Consider the following 18,783-nt stretch of genomic DNA (forward strand, 5'->3'; position numbering starts at 1 on the left):
TTGGCGTCCGAGAGACCCAGACATGGGACCACGAAACCAACGGCTCAAGGGGTCCGCATTGTCCCACGCGCCCTTTTTTCGTGCCGTAGTTGGTGACGTTGACGGCGGGTGTCGGAAGGAAGGCCCGCAGGAGCGATCATGCGATATCGACGGGTGCCCTGGATTTCCCTGGCGGTGACGCTGTGCCTGCTGGCGACAGGTGCCACGCGTGCCGCTGATCACAACGACCCTAACGCGATCAACTCGATCTTCTCCGACGTGCAGGTCAGCGCCGCCGACCTCTACGACATCTTCGGCTTTCCCGCCGACGACGAGACTGGCGGTGAGCGAGTGGTCATCGCGCTGACTTTTGCCTCGGTCCCGAGGGCGGGCGCCTTCGACACCGATATGCTCTACCGGGTCCGGATCTATCCCGGCCCGCGCCCGGCCCCGCCGCTCGAGAATGACCAGAGCCTTGAGGCCATGCTGGCCTACTTCGAGACGGTCAAGGATAAGTACCTGCACGCGAAGCCGGCCGAAGTGCGCTTGACCGTCGACGCCGCGGGCAAAGCATCGCTCGTGTTCCTGGGCTTCCCGAGTGGCAGTTTCGAAAAGGCCATTGAAACGAACACGGTCACGACCGTCAAGAGCCCCGACGGGCAGGTGCTCAAGGTCTATGTCGGCGGGCGCGACGACGCATTCTTCAACGACCTACCGGGCTTCTTCCGCTCTATCAACTACGCGCCCCAGTTCTATCACGTGCCAGTCTCGGCGCCGAAGGAGCTGAGGGAGCTGCCCATCCCCAAGACGCTCCTCGAGCTGGAGGGCAACACGCTTTTCAACTTCAACCCCCAGAAACCAAACCTGGGCAGTGGCGTGAAGGAGGATCTGCCTCCGGGCCCGTACACCTGGAACGGCAAGGGCTACCTCAAGGACGCCAACGGCAACTACCGCTTCGTCTACAGCGGTAAGGACGCCCAAGCCGGGCGCAACGTCAACTCAATGATCTTGGAACTCCCTCTCTCCTTCGTCACCAAGACCCCGCAGATCGACCGGCTCGTGAACACCTGGGGCGAGAGCTGGGTGCTCAAGGCAGCGCACAGGATCATGGCGATTCCGGACGACCGCCAGCGCCCGCGCGGGCCGGCCTGGGTACGCCATCCGTGGGTCACGGGGGGCGCTGTAATCGTGCTTGGGCTCTTGCTCTTTCTGGTCGGAAGGCCGGCGCCAGCAGCGATGCGGGGCGGACACAAGGTAATCCGGCTGGCGGGTCTTGCGCTGATGGCTGGAGGCTTGGCCGCCGGCGTCCTGATCTCGCGGCTCGAGCAGTCCAGCGACGCGTTGCACGGCCCGCCCGACGCCCAACTCGAGAAATACAAGCTCGTGGACACCGATGGCCAAGCGTTCGCCGACGCGGCGCTCAACGAGCGCGAGGACGACCGCCAGGTGGGCGCGGACAACTTCTGGCTCGCGGAGCACTTCGTGACGCGCCTCGCGCACCTGGGCTGGGGGTTCGGGCCCTCCGTCAGCGCGTTGGGTCTCAAGACGGCCTTCGACCACGGTAACTCACCTATTTCGGTGCACAAGACCTACGCGTTGGCTGCAGAGGCCTTTCCGCGTGTCAAGAAGATGATCTTCCAGCGCCTGAACATGCCCGACGACACTTGGAATAAGCACCACCTGAAGATCCCGTTGCGCCGCACGTTCGAGGTCTTCATCCCCAACGTCTGCGCGATCGACATGGACACGACCGGCACCTGGCCCTTCGGACGGAGGCCAGAAGACCAGGTCGCCACGCGCTTTCTCTCGCTCTTCCTCGATATGGAGGCGGAGCTAAACGGTAAGAAGTACAACGTGGAGACGCTCAACGACCCGGAACTGTGGGCACACGCGCCCATCGAACCAAAGACGCCGCCGAACCCGCTCAAGAACGACAAACCGTTCCTCACGGCGTTTCCCTATTTGGCCGAGCCATGGTGACCACGGCCCCCCGCGTCCGTCGCGGGGGGGCCTTCGTCCTTGTCGTCCTCGGCGCATGCGCTGCGTTAGTCCTGCGCACCGACGAATCGCAGGCACGGCTGACCGACTATGCGACCGACCTGCAGCGTCTCGACGCCCAGCTCCTCGCCCTCGGTCCGAGGCTGATCGCACCTTCCCCTCTAGAGCGCGCCACTCGCCAAGTGGCGCTGCTCCAACGCCGGGCGGCGCTCACGGGGAGCACGGCCGACGAGGCCCGCGCCCGCGCAGCGGCCGCCGAGAACCTCCAGGGCCTCGGCCCGGCGCCCGACCTGCTTCTTCTCGCCGCTGACTTCGCCCTTCGCTTCCACCGACTCGCAGAAGCGCGCGCCGACCTTGAGCGGCTGCCGGCGCGCATCGCGGGCCCGAGCGCCGAGGCCTTGCGGTCCGACCTGGCCCTGCAAGAAGGCGACTACGCCCGAGCACGGCTGCACTGCGAGGAAGCCTTGCGCGTTCGCCGCGATTGGGACGTGCTCGAACGGCTGGCACACCTCGAGTCCCTCAGGGGCGCTAGCGAGAGCGCCGACGCCCTGTACGCCCAGGCCGAGGACGAGCTCACCGCCAAGGAGATGCGCGCCTACGCCTGGGTCGAACTGCAGCGTGGCCAGCTCGCGCTCAGCCGTGGCCGTCACGCCGAGGCGGAGCAGCACTACGCGCGCGCCGAGCGCGGCTACTCCGGGGATTGGCGGGTTGCGGAGCACTTGGCCGAGCTGTGCGCCGCAGAACGGCGCTTCGAAGAGGCGGTGGCGCTTTACGAGCGGGTGGTGGCGCGTGTGGCGCGGCCCGAGATCGAGCAGGCGCTCGGCGATCTGCTGGCCTTCATCGGCCGTCCTGAGGCCGCACGCGGCTGGCACGACCGAGCCTTGCGGGGCTACCTTGCGTCCGTGGGGCGCGGTGAAGTGCACTACTTCCACCACCTGGCGGGCTTCTTCGCGGACGCACGCCCGGACGCGGACGAGGCTCTGCGCTGGGCGCGTCGGGACGCGGCATTGCGCGGCGGCGTTCCCACGCAGGACGCGCTGGCCTGGGCGCTCTACCGCGCTGGTCGCTTCAGCGAGGCGCTGGATGCGATGCGTACGGCGCTCCAGGGCGGCATCCGGGACGCGCACCTCTGCTTCCGCGCCGGCATGATCCACCTGGCCGCTGGCCGCGCCGCGGAAGGGCGTCATTGGCTGGCGCTCGCCGCCGACCTCAACCCGCACTACGACGCCTTCCATGAGCACCGCTGAGTCGGCCCCCCGCCAGCCCTGGCTGGGCTTCTGTGTCTTGACCGCCCTGCTGGCGGCTGCCCAGCTCGCCGAAGGGCACCCCGTCGCGCAGGGCCGCATGGCAGTCGAGATCCTTCAGGACCGGCTGCTAGTGCGCGCAACCGTCCCGCTCGAGGAAGTGCTCGTCGCCTCCGCCCAGGCCTCGCCCGACGAGGCGGCGCTGCCGCTGAGACTACGTACGCACGGCGACTACTTGGCTTCACACCTGCACGTCGTGGCCGATGGTTGCGCCCTGACGGGGCGCGTCCTAGAGGGGCCCGAGCGGTACACAGGCGGGTGGCCGAGCTACCTGCTCGAGTATGGACCGACCCGCGCTCAGCCGACACACATCGAGCTACAGCAGAACGTTCTCCGCGAGTTCCAGTTCGCGCCGGGCAACCCATGGGAGGCCAGCTACATCGTGAGCATCGGCCGGGCGGGGGAGCGGCCGGAGCAGGGCTCGCTGCTCACGTCGCGGGGGCCGCTCAATTGGCAGGACTCGTCGCACGCCACGGAGGTGGGGCTTCTGGCTGCGTTCGTGCGCCACGGAATGACGCACATTCTGGCCGGCTACGACCACCTGCTCTTTGTCGCGGCACTGGTCCTGGCGGTGGCGTCGCTCTGGGACTTGGTGAAGGTCGTTGCGGCGTTCACGCTGGCGCACACGTTAACTCTCGCTCTAGCCGCATTCGGCCTGCTGCGCCTGCCCGGCGCATTCGTCGAGCCCATGATCGCGGCGAGTATCGTCTGCGTCGCCCTGCAGAACGTGCTCTGGCCCGAGCGCAGCCGCGGCCGCAGCCGCCTAGTAGTCGCGTTCCTGTTCGGACTCTTTCACGGCCTTGGCTTCGCCGGTGGTTTGCTTGAGGCCATGGCCGGCCTTCCGACCGTGAGCGCTTTGCTGGCGATCGCGGCCTTCAGCGCGGGGGTTGAGATTGGGCATCAGGCGGTAGTGCTGCCGGCTTTTGCCGGTCTCCGCTTGTTGCGGCGTACCGGGCTGTCGAATGGACCCGACGCAGTCCTGAGCCGCTATGGGTCGGTGCTGATCGCTGTTGCGGGTAGCGTGTATCTCGCTGCCGCGTTGCGCTAGGTGAGGAGCAGGAGGATGAATGGCTGAGCCCGTGAAGATCGCTGAGGTGCTGGAGAAAGAGCTGGAGCACCTCGGGAAGCAGGACGGCCTGAAAGAAGCTGCCAAGAGGGACCTCAAGGAGCTCTACACACACATCGGCACTCTGCCCGAGGGGCGGGAGCTATCGGCCCTCTGCTTCTCCGGAGGCGGCATTCGCAGCGCCACCTTCAACCTGGGCGTGCTTCAGGCGCTAGCCAACCTCGGAGTGTTGAAGCACTTCGACTACCTGTCGAGCGTGTCTGGAGGCGGCTACATCGCGGGGTGGCTGAAGGCTTGGATGCATCGGGAGCCACTGCCGCAGGTCGTCGAGCAGTTAGCGAGGCCCGCACGCATGGCCGGATTCCGTCCCCTCGCCCCCGAGCCCCGGCCCATCGACCACCTGCGCGAGTACAGCAACTACCTCACACCGCGCCTTGGCTTCTTCTCAGCCGACACCTGGAGCGCCGCCGCCATGATCGTCCGCAACTTGCTCCTTAACTGGCTGGTGCTCGTGCCGGCCCTGACGGCCGTCGTGGCGGTTCCTCAAGTGGCACTCATCGTGGCCGCGCAGGCCTATTCCGACTTCACCTGGGGTGCGGTGGCCTTTGGGTTCGCACTGCTCTCGGCGCTCATGGCCAGCTTGGCGATTTACCGGCTTCGCCGTGATGGAGGCCAACCTCCCCTGATACTGCTCTTCGGCGTGCTCCCCCTCTGGCTCTCGGCCCTCCTCCTGTCGCTGGCGGCTCGGTGGATGGGCGGGGGCTTTGAGGGGCCCGAGCTGTGGATCTTTTGCGCACTCTGGTACATCGTCATCCCGTTGGGAGGTTGGCTCGCAGCGCGCCTCTCGACGGGGGCACACGAGGCTCAGCCGCCTGCCCGCGCGGAGATCGTCGCCCTCGTGCTGTCTAATGGCGTCGCGGCGTTGCTGCTAGGGTTAGTCGCGCGCGCCTGGCTCCCAGGTGTGCAGCAGCACCCGCGCCGATTCGTGCTCTTCGCTGTCCCGATTTTGCTGGGGCTCTACCTGCTGGCACGGACGTTGTTCGTGGCCTTTGCCAGCCTGGGTGAGCGCGACCCGCGCGACCCCACTCCAAGCACCTGGACACCTGAGCTCGGCAACGCTGACCGCGAGTGGTGGGCACGTCTTTCCGGATGGGTACTTCTCCTCTCCGTGGGCTGGATCGGCATCAGCGCGCTTGTGCTGGGCGGTCATATGCTGACGGCCATCACGGGCCAATTGGTGGCTGCCGCGGGAGGCCTGACGGGCCTGATCACGGCTCTCTTAGGGGCGAGTTCTCGTACCCCCGGGGGCAGCGAGCCACGGCATCAGACGCCGTCGCCCGTGGCGGCTTGGGGGCTGCGCCTCCTGGCTCCGGCCACGCTGGCTGGCATTGTATTGGTCCTCGCCGAGCTGAGCGCCTGGGCTGGCCGGCTGGCAACTGGTCGCGACGCCCTCCTAGTGCCCCACGTCCCGCTTGTCTGCTATTCCTTCCCAGAGGTAGTCACCCTCGTTGGACGCTTCTTGATCGTGCCCGCCAGCTGCACCCTTCTGTCCTGGCTACTCGGCTGGGTCGTGAACGTCAACCGTTTCTCCCTCCATGGCTTCTACCGCAACCGGCTCGTGCGCGCCTACCTGGGCGCCTCGAACACACACCGCCGGCCGAATCCGTTTACCGGCTTCGACGCGAACGACGACGTGCCCTTGCCTCAGCTGGCCCACGACATCTCGCCCCGGCCCTTCTCCGTGATCAACGTCACGCTCAACCTGGTGAGAAGCGGTGAAAACCTCGCCTGGCAGCAGCGCAAAGCCGAGTCCTTCTCGATGACGCCCCTCTACTGTGGCAATTTCCACGACGGCTATCGCCCGACGTCCGAGTACGGGGGCCCGAACGGCATTTCGCTCGGCACAGCCGTCACAATCTCCGGTGCCGCTGCGAACCCGAGCTCGGGCTACCACTCGTCCCCACTCGTAGCGTTTCTGATGACGCTTTTCAACGTCCGCTTGGGCGCGTGGCTCGGCAACCCAAACCGCAATGGTGAGCGTGTCTACCGCTTCAGTGGGCCGCGGCACGCTTGGAAGCCGCTCTTTGCCGACCTTTTCAGCGAAACGGACGCTCAGCACGCATACGTGAGCCTTTCCGACGGCGGTCACTTCGAGAACTTGGCGATCTACGAGATGGTGCTGCGGCGCTGCCGGCTCATTGTGGCCAGTGACGCCGGGCAGGACCCGGGGCATGACTTCGAGGACCTTGGCAACCTGATCCGCAAGGTGCGCATCGACTTCGGAATTCCGATCGAGTTCGACCAGCCGATCCGAATCCTGGCTCGCAGCGCGGAAGGCCAGCACGGGCTTGCCTGCGCGCTGGCCAGGATCCGCTATGACCTAGTCGACCTCGGCACGCCGCCCGGCTACCTTCTCTATCTGAAGCCAACGCTCCTGGCAACGGCCGTGCCCATCGACGTCCTGGCCTATTCTCGTACCTCGAAGACCTTCCCCCACGAGACTACGGCCGACCAGTTCTTCACCGAAGCGCAATTCGAGAGTTATCGGGCGCTGGGCTTTCAGTTGGCTGAGCGGCTCGGTGGCAATCGCATTCCGGCCAGCTTGACGGACCTGTTCGCCACTGTTTCACGGCAGCTCGACGAGGCAGCCAGGCAGGCAGGGGCCGTACCGCCGCCGGGTGACGCCAATCCAACGGTGCCGTTTGCTCCGTGAAGGAGCCTTTTCAGCAAACAGAGCGGGCGGACCCGCTCCTGGGGAGCCCTCGCTAACGGCGAGAGGAAACGACCGGCTCAGGCGGTCGGCAGGGTCTAGTCTCTTCCAGGCCCGCGCATCGACTGAGCCCCAGGGGCTGCACTCTTGCGTCAGCGTTGTGGTTCGAGTTGGCGGGCGAGGCAGGTCCCTTACGACTAGGCTCTCCTGGATGTGGCCTTAGCTGCTGCTTGGTTCGTCGGAGCCCTCTGGAGTCCAAGGATGGAGACCAATGAAGCGTGACCAGCCCCTGTTGTGGCTCCTCATTGTTGCGTTGCTCGGGGGCGTGGTCTCACCCCAGTTCCTAGGCTCGCGGGCCACCCCCACGAAGGGGAAGACCGACATCCCTAAGGCTCCCAGCCCGATCCTGCCGACTTCACCTGTCAAAGCGGAGTTCGTCTCGGTTCTTGCCCGCTTCTTGACACCGGATCTCGACTCTGCGGCGGCCACGCTGCCCGCCCTGCGGAAAGAGGCCGAGAAACAATCGATTGACGTGCGCTTCTTGATCGCCACCCTGCCGGATCCGATCGATTCGCATGCCGGCTGGCTGTTCGATCCGCTCCTTGACGCCATCCAGAGCGCGACTGCGGCTAGCGGCTACGTACTCGATCGATACTCGGTACCTTGGAGGCCCACAACCGAGGTCTCCGGAGGAAGGCTTCATCGAATAGGGCTCTTTAATCATGAGGAAGCGCCCGCGGTCGTCCTGCTCCGCCGCACCGGTCCACAACCAAGCTACAAACAAGAGCTTCTAGTGCTCTTCCTCGTGGGAGAAACACCCACCTCTGGGATCCATACCAGAGCGCTCCTGGCGGCGTTAAAGGTAATCGGGGACTGGAATCCTGATGGAGCCAGGACTATCCCGATCCTGGGGCCGTCATTTTCAGGGTCAACCGCGTCGCTGGTTAGTGCCATCCGATCCTGGGGCCGCGCCAACCACAATGCAAAGTGCCTACGCATCGTCTCGGGGAGCGCCACCAGCATTGTGCGCAAACGAATCGAAGAGGTTCTACCGAACCGCGTGACCTTTCGAGCAACGGTCGCACCTGATACCTGGGTGCTTGAGAAGATGCACTCTTATATGAGTGACACCTATGGCCTGTTCGAGGAGCGCGGCCCCCTCGGAAAACGGCTAGCTGCCCTACTTGTCGAGTCCAACACCGACTACGGTCGTGCTCTCAGTGACTACCTGTCAACCCAGCAAGCAGACGCGCTTGTCCTTCGCTTTCCGCTCCACATCGCCCACCTAAGAAGTGCCTACGCGAGCGATCGGGTCGAAGCACCGCCAGAAACAAGCACTTCCGCCACAAGCTTGTCGCTCCGCCTTTCCTTCGACGAGCCTCTCGACGCGGCGGACCTCCTCCCGACGTTTGATCCATTGCCGACGTCCCGCGAGGTGGATCTCGCCTTGTCAAACATCCTTGACGTCCTTGGTCGTGAGCGCGTCTCCTACGTCGGGCTCTTGGCAACCGACTCCCGCGACAAGCTGTTCCTCGCGCAGCAGATCGCGAGACATTGCCCCGACGTGGTGCTCTTCACGCTCGAGAGTGACTTGTTTTATGCTCACCCGGACTACGCCCGCTACATGCGCGGCGCGATCGTGGTCTCGAGTTACCCCGTCTTCAACGGTACGCAGTCTTGGACGCTGCCGTTCGAAGGCGCTCGTATGCGTCTACAGCTTCCGACGACGAACACACAAGGTGTCTACAACGCCACTCTCGCCCTGCTGGGGTACGACGAGGAGGGCAATCCGCTCAGCTATTCCCCCGCGCCCCCGAATCTCGTGGACTACGCGGTCCCCCAGGCTCTCGATTGTCCAGACGGCTGCCGTCCTCCGCTTTGGTTCAGCGTCGTGGGGCGAGGCTCGATATGGCCACTTGCGACCGCAAAGCCGAGTTCTGACGTGTTGGCCTATGTTCAGCCTTGGAAACCCCCGAGCCATGGCAACCTGTCTGAAGTCCCCGTCGCGCTCCACCCCTCCGAATTCGCACTGGCCGCCTTCGGTGTTCTAACCTTCATCGGCCTGGCTCATGGGCTAGCCTACTGCTTTCAGCGCCAGGAGAAGCCCTGGCCCCTCCTCAGCTCATTAGGTTGCCGGGGCCATGCTGAGCGGCAGCCGTATCTGTTTGTCTGCTTCGGCGTACTGAGCTCGCTCTATGCCGTCTGCGCTCCCGTCCTCCTCATTGCGTTGGGCCTGATTCGACCTGGAAAGCTGTGGCCCGCAGGTCTGGGCTGGGGTAAGGCCGGGCTCGTGGCTGTCGCGTTCTGCGCCATCGGACTCGCCTCATGCACGGTCTGGTCGGGCTTGAGCGCAGCCGCCCTCACGTGGTCCAAGAAGGGGGGCCACGTGAATGTCAGCGAGGAGGACAACAGGCAAAAAGGCATCGCGTCAGGGCTGCTCCTTGGCGCTCTGCTCGTCGGTTGCAGCGCTGCCGCCTGGTTTCTCTGGTACTCATGGGCCGTTCTGCAAGGGCTGTTTTCAGTGGACCTCCAGACTCGCGCGGCGCTCTTGTTCTACGTCGAGCGGGCCACAAATCCCGGGAACGGCGTGTCCCCCTTGGTGCCGCTTCTTCTGCTCGGCGCTGCCTTTTACGCTGCGGCTTTCCTTCAGCTGCGCCGGCTCAGTCTTCCTCATCCGGTCTTGGGAGCGGACGGCCTTCCAGAGATCAAGCGACTCGCCAAGGGTGCCATCGACGGCGAGCGCGCAGCCCTCGGGTGGCTTGTTGGGCCGGGCACTCTGTTGCTGCCACCGTGGCGGCTCGCGGTACCCGTCCTTGGCCTGATCTTTGGTGCTTTCTGCCTCAATTTGCGCCAGCGCCTTTCGACGATCGAGGGTCCTGTCTTCGACGCGGGCTGCGAGCTCTCGTTCCTGTTGCTCCATGGCCTGGTCGCACTGTCGCTGCTTCGTTTTGTCTGCCTCTGGTCGTCCCTCAAGGATTTGCTGCGGCGTCTAAGTGCCCACCCGATCGTTGCGGCCTACAGCCGTCTCTCGCCGAGGCTTGCCCGCACCTTCGAGGCGAGGTACTCGCCCGCGGTTCCTGAGATGCTCGAGCTGGGTGAGCCGCTTGGCCTCGCTAGGCGGCTCGACGATGGATTGGGCGCCGTCAAGAACGACCTTGAGACCCGCTACCCGTACTGCAAGGGCCCGCTCCTAGTCCTAGTGACTGCGCTCGGTGGGTCCGCGGCGACGGAGGTGATGTTCGAGAACGAGGTCGGCGAACCAAAAGCGGCCACGACATGGTCTGGCAGTGGCACTTGGCAGTTCTTGGTCGGATTGACGGCCCCCATGATTGACTTCCTCGATACGTTCTGGACTGGCCATCCGAACGTCATGCTGGCGACGAGAGATTCCGACAAACCGGATCCGCCCCTTGAGTGGCTCTCTCGAGGCGAGGAGTTCCTGGCGACTCTCGTGGCCCTCTGCGTCCGCGAGGTGCTCGCACATCTCAGGAACTGCCTGCTCTTTGTGATGATCGGCCTCTTCCTCATCCTGGGTGTTGTTTCCTCGTTCCCGTTCCAGCCGCAGCGGCACCTGCTCGGGTTTCCTTGGGTAGTCATGCTTGGCGTGATCGGTGCGCTTGTGATGGTCTTCGTCCAGATCGATCGGGACGAGGTGATCAGCCGGATTTCGGGCACGCCCCCGGGGAGAGTGAGCTGGGATTGGACCTTCGTCTCGAGCCTCCTGACCTACGGGTTGCTGCCGCTGGCGACGCTCTTCGCAACGCAGTTCCCTGAGATCGGAACGGTCGTCCTGACGGCTTTGCAGCCGGTTCAAAAGAGCATTCCGTGAGCGACCTGTCGAGGGGAATCCCTGTCGTCGCCTTCGCTCTCGCCAATGTCTTACCGGCTGCTTCTGGCACGGCTTTAGACCTCTTGTGTCAGCTGCCTCGCGGCCCGATTCAGGGCCTCGTCGTGAAGGTCGGAGGGCCTTCCCTCGCGCCACCTCGCCTACGCTTGACCTTGCTGCACTTGCCGCGGGTTGAAGCGATGACGGCGGCGGTTGTAGGGAAGAAGACGGGCAGGAGATTATCGTGGGCCAACACTGGATTGTTTGCCGCTCGAGAACCACAGTGGCTGTTCGCATTCCTACGCCGGAGGCTGGCATGACAATACTCCGTCTTCTCCTGTTCCCTATTGGACTTTTGGTGCTTCAGCCTTGCCTTGGAGCGACTGAAGGTAATCCAAAGGAGGAATTCGAGTCACTGAAGGCCTGCGCCAGCATGGCCCGCGACGGACTTCCAGACATGGCGGAGACGCGCGACCGTCGGTTTGAGGGCAAGGTCCCGGTGGCAACTGCGCTGTGCCGCGGGGGTGAGAAGGCCCTGCAATTGCGTCTCACGCCCTGGGTGGACTGGTCGCAATACTGGGGCACCGGCGACCTCAGATCGAGACCAACCGGACTGATCACGAGCAGCGGGCCGTCCTTTCGTGGCCTAACAGGAGCCTTGTTCGACTTGGAGTATGAGCGCATCGAGCTGCTCAGGTTCAATCTTTTCGACAACAACAAGACCTATAAAGAGTACGTTACCGGACGAACTGCTGTTGCTGGTCCCACTATCAAGGTCTGGCCTGAGATGAGGCTGCCCAGCGGTCATCCCGACTATCAGAGCGTTGGGGGTGATGGAATTCAGGTCTGCAAGGGGGATCTGATCCGCAGCCGGACTCCGACAGGGATCTGTAACGACATCTTGAATCCTCTCATGGGCTCCTCCGGGCAGCTTTTCGCGCGCAACGTGGAGTTTGACACCACGTTCCCGGACCTGGGTCGGAACGAGCTGACCAAGAACCGCCACGGCAACCGACTGAGCCTCCTCATGCCTGATCCGCAAGTCGTGAGTAGGAAGCTATTTACTCGATCGCAATCACACCCGGAGGCTTGTAACGAAGGACTTGGCCTTCCTAACAACCCTCCATCCGCAAACTGCGAATACAAGAAGGCAGCATTTCTGAACGTGCTCGCAGCGTTTTGGATTCAGTTCATGACCCACGATTGGTTTTCTCATTTGGTGGAGGGGCACAACCACGCTGAATTCATGCCGGTGGGATGCCAGGCCCGGCTTTACAACAATGTCGAGACGCCCTTGACCGCGGATGAGATCCAGCGGCTTGGGTGCCGACCAGGGGACCGTATCGACAAAGCGTACGTTGAGGAGGCTGCGGAGCCGGAGCACTTCGTGAGCGGCGGCAAGGACTATCTCGCGCGGGCGCCGAAGACCATGCGCAACAACAATACGGCTTGGTGGGACGCATCACAGCTCTATGGATACGATGACGTTTCGCGAAACCGCGTCAAGCTCGATCGAAACGATCCCGCCAAACTACGTCTCGATCCCCTCCCGGGCTCGGCCGGCCCGGGTTACCTCCCTCTCTTCGAACCTGGCGATCCCATCAATCCCGAATGGACAGGACAGGAGGCCACCGGATTCCCGGACAACTGGACGATCGGACTCAGCTTCTTTCATAACGTGTTCGCCAGAGAGCACAACGCGTTTGTCGATGAGTACCGGAAGGTGGCAGCGCAAACGCCGCTGGCGGACTGCGGTTTGCGGAACCCCTCGGACCCCTCGCGGATCATTCGCTATAAGGATGTATCACCTGCCGAACTCTTCGACGTAGCCCGGTTAGTGGTATCGGCCGAGATCGCCAAGATCCACACCACCGAATGGACACCCCAACTGCTTTACAACGAACCCCTCTACAAAGGAATGAACGCAAACTGGAATGGCCTGCTAGGCCCCGGTGACGAACAGGTCTCAAGGGCGCTAAGCCTCTTGGTGAGTGCCCTTGGGGAATCTAAGGACGCGCAAGGCGCGTTGAAGTGGTATTCGGTGCTCGCCTCCGGGCCGGGTATTGTTGGTCTGGGCAGCAGAGTGCCCCACTATGACATCACAGACCCCGCATACACGAACGGCGGAGTCAACCATTTCGGATCTCCCTTCAACTTTCCAGAGGAATTCGTGACGGTGTATCGGCTGCATCCATTACTTCCGGACTTAATTGAGTACCGTCGGCTGGAAAAGGATCCAAACACGATCGTAGCCAAAATCCCCCTGGCAGCGACCTTTCGCGGCAAGGCCACTGACGTCATGCACTCGATCGGCCTTGCCAACTCTGCACTCAGCATGGGCCGTCAGCGACTGGGTTTGCTGACCCTCCACAATCATCCGCTATTCCTACAGAACCTCCGGATGTCGAGACTCGAGAGTGACACGCATCAGATCGACGTGGCAGCGTTGGATTTGATTCGTGACCGGGAGCGTGGGGTGCCTCGCTTCAACGAGTTTCGGCGACAGTATGGGCTTCGGCAGCTTACAAGCTACGACGACTTCATGGATCGTCGCTTGCCGCCTGACTCGCCCGAACGACCCGGGCAGGAGGAGATGGTCAAGTCACTCCGCGAGCTCTACGGCCAACACGTGTGTGATTCATCGAAGGTGATCACGGACGCGCAACGAAACGAGGACCGCTCCCCCATCAACGATTGTTTGGGAAGCCCGAACGGAACACTGATCGACAACATCGAAGATGTGGATACCGTCGTCGGGTGGCTCGCGGAGTCAACGCGGCCGCATGGGTTCGCGATCTCCGAAACTCAGTTTATCGTTTTCGTACTGAACGCATCCAGGCGCCTGTTCAGCGATCGCTTCTTCACGTCCAGCTTTCGGCCCGAGTTCTACACGACGCTCGGTCTGGACTGGGTGAACCACAATGGCCCAGGACCGGAGGTGATCGAAAAGGGCACCCCGAATGGTCACAAACAGCCGGTGTCTCCATTGAAGCGCGTCCTCATGAGGACGATTCCGGAGTTGAAGCGCGAGTTGCAGCCGGTAGTCAACGTCTTTGATCCGTGGGCAAGAGATCGAGGTGAGTACTATAGCCTCGAATGGATACCCCGCCCGGGCGCACAATCCGACGAGGCATTTCCAAGATGAAGCAGGACAACGACTTGGCGGCGTGTCTTGGGGGGAGGAACGAAACTGTGGTTGACCCGTTGATAGCTCTCACACCGGTTCTTAACGCTTGGAGGCGTCCATGAAACAGATCCTCAGGCCCCTTTTGTGGCGCGCCGTCTTGCTAGCAGGCGCCCCGTTGCTCCTCTTCAGCTCGGTGCTTATCGCCGATTCAGTGGCCACAGTCGCTCGGTCATCGAATCTGCGCAAGGATCACGACGTCTCGGCGGCCTTGGTGAAGCACCTTCCTGCTTCGACGCCGTTGACCGTCCTGGATACGAACCCCCAGAATGGCTACCTCCACGTTCGGACGGCCGAGGGCGATGAAGGTTGGGTTCTTGCAGGGAACGTCAATGCCGGAGCGGAAAGGCAGCCTGCTCACCACCCCACTCCCTTTGCGGCTCGGGCCGCCAAGGCGCGTTCGCGCAGCTCCGGACCTTGTGCCGCCTCGCTGAGCGATTGCACACCCGACGGCTGTGACTCTCCAGGCACCCCACACGCACTCCTCAACAACCGCAAGCGAACGGTACTCCCGGACGGTCCTGTGGTCACCCTCACCTTCGCTGACCTGCGGGCGCTGCAAGGTAGTACGGATCAGAAGGGCATTGCGCAGGGCGCCGACATAACCGATCGGGGCGTTCTCGTGGACCTCGACCTGGGTGGGGGCCGCAAGATCAGTGAAGGCACCCTCGTGCAGGTGGCCGGCTTCATCAGCCCAGAAAGAAACCTCGTCAAGGGGAGCGCTGAGTCCGTCAATTGCCGTCTCACCAGCGCCGACGAAACCGACGTGCACCTCCCCATTGTGGAGACGGCTGAAGGCACCGAGTTCGAGTCCCTGGTGGTAGAACCCATCCCTCAAGGCCGGCCCCCCAATTGGAACCTCACCCTTTGGAAAAACATCCAGACTGATGGGACCAAGCTCTTGGTCCGCGGACAGCTCATGTACGACAACATACACACCGTGAACGACGACCCGAGCCATACACAGGGCGGGCAACCCAAGAGGTTCACCCTCTGGGAAGTCCATCCCATCAGCGCGATCTTTGAGTGCGCCGTGCCTTCGAACGACTGCGACCCGGCGCGGGAAGCAGACTGGATCCAGGCGAAATGATCAACCTGGCCGGCCACGGGGAATGGGTTGGGTTCAATATCTGCCGGATCCGTGCGACCTTGCCCTACTCGCGTCGCTCGATGCCCTGCTGATACTCCCGGATCAAGTAGACCTGCGCGCCCAGTGCCCCCTTTCTACGATCAGGGAAGGGGCTGCGTTTAGCTAGGGGGTTAGTAGTGAGCTGGTTACGTGTTTCCTCATCGTTATGGTTCATGATCGTCAGCGGCGCCCTGTTGAGCCTCGTGGGTTTTGGCGCCCATTGGTTGCCGGCCTCGCCTCCGATTCAGCATTGGGAAGGATGGGAACTCGCTGCGATCTCATGGACGGGGCTGTTCGCGCTTTACTACCATTTCAATTCTCCGTTTGTTGGTGACTTCGGCTTCCATAGATGGATGACACTGTTGTGCCTTGTGGGCGTAGGCCTCTCAGCCGCACTAGCAGCAGTTTGTCTTGTGTTGTGGCATCTCCATCCCTCGCTGCACCAGCTTCTTGACGCGCATTTGTGGTTTGCCGGATTCATCTCGGCAATGCTGCTCCTCTCCGACGTGCTCTTTTATGGACGCCACGACGATCCAGTTGAAAAGGCAGCCTTTCTGCAGAGCGCCCTCTTTGCCGATCTCCCCGCAACGTTCGCTTTGGTTATCCTCATTGCGTTTAACACGTTCCATCATTTTCACCTTTGTGGCGAGAGCCTGGAGGCCTTCCTAGGGGGGGCCATCTCCTTACAATTTCTGGCAGCGAACGTCGTATTCGTTCTGATCCAAGGGGGCCTCGTGAGCAGGGCTCAGGCCGGATCGGCCGGCAGCTTCCTGACTCTGCTCAAGATTTCCACTGTTGCATGCATTCTTCTTGCGGTGGTGCCCTTTGGTTTCCTCGTCACGCACCGCCGTGACGAATGGATTGACTTTGAGTCCTGGCTCGGCCACGAGGGGGCTGCCCGGCGCCAGTTCGACCTAGACCAACAAGAAGGAAATATTCGCGGCTTGCTTTCTGGCGCTTGGAACTCCGGGACGAGCACGAGCAAAAGAGGGTTTGGCAGACCTGAAATCCAGACGGTGTTCTACATTCCAAATCAAGTGTGCGAATCCTCTCCTGGCCACCCCGGGAAGCTGGCCATCAAGCTCCAGAGAATCCGGGACCGTCCGGAGAGCCAACGGTTCGTATGCCTGTTTGTAACCGGGACACCCAGCTTCGCAGATGGAACAGCAGGTTCCGTTCTCTTGACGAGAGTGGCTTCGGGTGATCACGAATTTGCCATTGTGAGGCATGCTCGCTGGCTTGAACTACCCGATCTCGTAGAAGCCTTCGTGGTTACGAAGTATTGCGAGTCTGACTTGCCCTATACGGACTTTATTCAAATCCACACTCGCAAGTACCTAGGGACAGCGCCTGAAGACAGCGGAGAAGCCGAGGTGGACGTAGCTCTCGAGTCGGCAAAGGAGGTGAGCCGAGCGCATGTGTGGGAAATGCGACCGCGCGCTCAAGGTGCCGGGATCCCACTTGAGTTCCGAGAGGCTGGTGGAGTTGACGCTGGCATATCGCCGCTTGAGCCGCAATTTAGAGAGTGGATCCACTATGTCAACAGCTGCGTTAAGGGCGAGTCTGAACCGCGTCCAGGGCCGACGGCCGACGGACCCTCCTGGAAAGATGCGAAGCAATTGCTGACGGAAGCGGCCATCTTGCTGGCTGAGAGCGAGTATAAATATAAAAGGCACTGCGCCCTCACTTCGACGCGGAACGCTGTGGTATTCACCTACACGCTCAAGATCGAGCACGAACCGGGTGCAGCCCGGCCGACCACTGGGCCGTGAGCGTCACGCTTCCCCTCGACGTTGGGACACTCTGCTGTGGCCAGAAGGGCCGTCGCTCCTCGGCGGTCGCTGGCGCTGGCTTCGTCCGCCCTCTGTCTTTTAGTGCAGAAAGAGAGAGTGGCGGTAGCCTAGCGGGGCGAGTCGACATCACCCGCGCGATCGCCAGGCTCATAGGACAATAGCGCTTGACCCGCTACCAGGCGGGAAGCCTGGCGTGTTCACGAGGATGGAAAGGATGAGGCATCGGCCCCGCAGCGGCTGCCGCAGACCGAGAGGCTCATCTTAGCTGCCCTGTGGAACAGAGCCAGGTGGAATTCCTCTCTACAAGGCTGCCCCCCGAGTCGCGGACGAGAGATGTGAGCGGCCTGAGGCAGCAATGGGAGGGAGTCCGGGCGATGGGCTACGACAATAAGACGGCTGATCGAGTGCGGCGGATACTCTCCCGTCGGCGGGACGTCGTCGAGAAGAGGATGGTCGGAGGACTGTCCTTCATTGTGAGCGGCGGCATGTGTTGCGGCGTCACCAGCACAGCGCTAATGGTTCGCGTGGGACCTGAAGCGCGCGAGTGGGCGTTGGCTCAGCCGCACGTGCGGGCGATGAAATTCGCTGGGCGGCCCTTGGCTGGCTTCGTGTGCGTCGATCCTGCAGGCTTTCGGACCGAGACGGCACTCGCAAGATGGGTTCAGCGGGGCGTCGATTTCGTATCGGGACTCCCCGCGAAGAGAAGGGCCACGAGGAAGGCTCGACCCAGGACGCCGTTGTGAGGTGGTTGCCGAGGCACTAGAGGGTTGGCGGCCACTCTCGCCAACCCCCCTTGTGTCTGCCCGCTCGTCTGAAGCCCTTGCACGTTGGGCCGGCAGGACCGGGCGCTTGCTGATCACCTCCGGCAAGACTTACTGGACAAATGGCCGTTCGAGGTGTTCCGCCAACCCCTCGAGACAGCCGTGCCACCCCTCCCGGTGCCGATCGCGGACGCTTGGGTCAAGGATGCGTTGGTGCACGACAATGACCTCGGTCCCGTTGGCATGTGGCTCGAAGCGAACGTGAACCCGCTCTGGCGGTTGCGAAGCTGACTCCAGGCGCCACGTGTAGACGAGCTCGTGGGCTGGTTTGATGACCTCGAATTCCCCCACGATCCACACGATCCTCCCGTCGGGGTGTTGGTTGCCGATGCGGTAGCGGCCGCCGACCCGCAGATCGATCTGCGCATCCACACAGGTGACGTCACGGGGACCCCACCACTCCCTGAGGTGGGCGGGCTGGGTCCAGGCCTCGAAGACGGTGTCGGCCGTGGCACGAATCACCCTGCGAACCTCCAGGCTCAGGGGCCGGAGCGGAGGAGCGTTCTTGGAATTCTCGTTGCCCATCACTTCTCCGTGACTCAACGACCGCCGTCTTGCTTATTCTTGTCCTGCTCGACATAGCGGGCGAGTGCGTCGAGGGTTTCTTCCCAGAAGGGTCGGTAGCGACTCAGCCACTGGTCCGCCTCCCGCAAGGGCTCCGCGCCGAGCGAGCACCGGTGGACGCGGCCATCGACGTCCCGGACGAGCAGCCGGGCGCGCTCCAGGACTTTCAGGTGCTTGGACACCGCGGGGAGGGACATTTTGAAGGGCTCGGCGAGATCGGTCACCTTGGTCGGCCCCTGAGCGAGGCTACCGAGAAGGGCCCGCCGAGTGGGGTCGGCAAGGGCCCGGAAGACCAGGTTGAGCCGATCCTCGGCTTTAGATCTCCTGTAGGAAGCACTTGACAGCATGGGGAGACCTCACTAAACTCAATATTAAACCATATGGTTTACTTAGTCAATGACCGATCGCG

General features: G+C 62.8%; 10 protein-coding genes. 8 read left to right on the forward strand and 2 right to left on the reverse strand.

The window, feature by feature from the left end:
* Positions 1-138 precede the first annotated feature (138 nt).
* The 8 genes from VN461_11545 to VN461_11580 all read left to right on the forward strand — a co-directional run bounded on the left by VN461_11545 (position 139) and on the right by VN461_11580 (position 16,968).
* Positions 139-1,959: a DUF4331 family protein gene (locus VN461_11545; protein HXB55411.1), complete on the forward strand. Its 1,821-nt coding sequence runs from the start codon at positions 139-141 to the stop codon at positions 1,957-1,959.
* Positions 1,953-3,224 carry a hypothetical protein gene (locus VN461_11550; protein HXB55412.1) on the forward strand — a complete coding sequence of 424 codons (1,272 nt, stop codon included), beginning with the start codon at positions 1,953-1,955 and terminating at the stop codon, positions 3,222-3,224. The genes VN461_11545 and VN461_11550 overlap by 7 nt, the downstream gene beginning before the upstream one ends.
* Before the next feature lie 37 nt (positions 3,225-3,261).
* On the forward strand, positions 3,262-4,329 hold the full coding sequence (locus VN461_11555; GenBank protein HXB55413.1) for a HupE/UreJ family protein: 1,068 nt from the start codon (positions 3,262-3,264) through the stop codon (positions 4,327-4,329).
* 19 nt (positions 4,330-4,348) lie between these two features.
* Positions 4,349-7,060 carry a patatin-like phospholipase family protein gene (locus tag VN461_11560; GenBank protein HXB55414.1) on the forward strand — a complete coding sequence of 904 codons (2,712 nt, stop codon included), beginning with the start codon at positions 4,349-4,351 and terminating at the stop codon, positions 7,058-7,060.
* A 310-nt stretch (positions 7,061-7,370) separates the two neighbouring features.
* Complete coding sequence (locus tag VN461_11565) at positions 7,371-10,886, forward strand: hypothetical protein (GenBank protein HXB55415.1); 3,516 nt, start codon at positions 7,371-7,373, stop codon at positions 10,884-10,886.
* A gap of 313 nt (positions 10,887-11,199) precedes the next feature.
* Positions 11,200-14,028, forward strand: a complete 2,829-nt coding sequence (locus VN461_11570) for a peroxidase family protein (GenBank protein ID HXB55416.1) — start codon at positions 11,200-11,202, stop codon at positions 14,026-14,028.
* A gap of 562 nt (positions 14,029-14,590) precedes the next feature.
* A complete protein-coding gene (locus VN461_11575; protein HXB55417.1) occupies positions 14,591-15,157 on the forward strand; it encodes a hypothetical protein in 567 nt (188 codons plus the stop codon).
* Positions 15,158-15,369: 212 nt separating this feature from the next.
* Positions 15,370-16,968 carry a hypothetical protein gene (locus tag VN461_11580; GenBank protein ID HXB55418.1) on the forward strand — a complete coding sequence of 533 codons (1,599 nt, stop codon included), beginning with the start codon at positions 15,370-15,372 and terminating at the stop codon, positions 16,966-16,968.
* A gap of 893 nt (positions 16,969-17,861) precedes the next feature.
* Here the strand turns inward: VN461_11580 and VN461_11585 are convergent.
* The gene (locus VN461_11585; GenBank protein ID HXB55419.1) at positions 17,862-18,335 is read right to left on the reverse strand and encodes an SRPBCC domain-containing protein; all 474 of its coding nucleotides are present in this window, start codon (positions 18,333-18,335) and stop codon (positions 17,862-17,864) included.
* A 14-nt stretch (positions 18,336-18,349) separates the two neighbouring features.
* The gene (locus tag VN461_11590) at positions 18,350-18,721 is read right to left on the reverse strand and encodes a metalloregulator ArsR/SmtB family transcription factor (GenBank protein HXB55420.1); all 372 of its coding nucleotides are present in this window, start codon (positions 18,719-18,721) and stop codon (positions 18,350-18,352) included.
* Between the last annotated feature and the right edge of the window lie 62 nt (positions 18,722-18,783).

The organism is Vicinamibacteria bacterium (assembly GCA_035570235.1).
Taxonomy (GTDB): domain Bacteria; phylum Acidobacteriota; class Vicinamibacteria; order Fen-336; family Fen-336; genus DATMML01.